General features: G+C 29.8%; 1 protein-coding gene. It reads right to left on the bottom strand.

Annotation, left to right across the window (positions count from 1 at the left end; translation table 11 throughout):
- Positions 1-282: hypothetical protein (locus tag AB3I00_RS14830; RefSeq protein ID WP_368025647.1), on the bottom strand; the 282-nt coding region annotated here is incomplete at both ends.

Raw genomic sequence — 282 nt, 5'->3', positions numbered from 1 at the left:
GAACAAATGGCTCAATCTCATTCGGATAATCGTTTATTTCTCCTAAAAAACGATAGATTTCGTCTTTAAATTTTTTATCTTTCATTTGTTCTGCAACCAATTCTAAATTGGCAAACAAACTCCGTTTAACGCCCTTATTCAATAAATACGGCACTAACGTAGAAATAAAATCAGAAAAAAACATCTGCTGATTCACTGTATATCGTTGATAAACATTTTGAAACCCACGATATTTATAAATCCAAAAAAAAGGAATTCCAAACAAAACTAAAATCGCATAAA

The organism is Enterococcus sp. C76 (genome assembly GCF_040886985.1).
Classification (GTDB): Bacteria; Bacillota; Bacilli; order Lactobacillales; family Enterococcaceae; genus Enterococcus_B; species Enterococcus_B lactis.
Note: the sequence above shows the minus strand (reverse complement) of the source record. Positions and strands in the feature narration are given on the sequence as shown.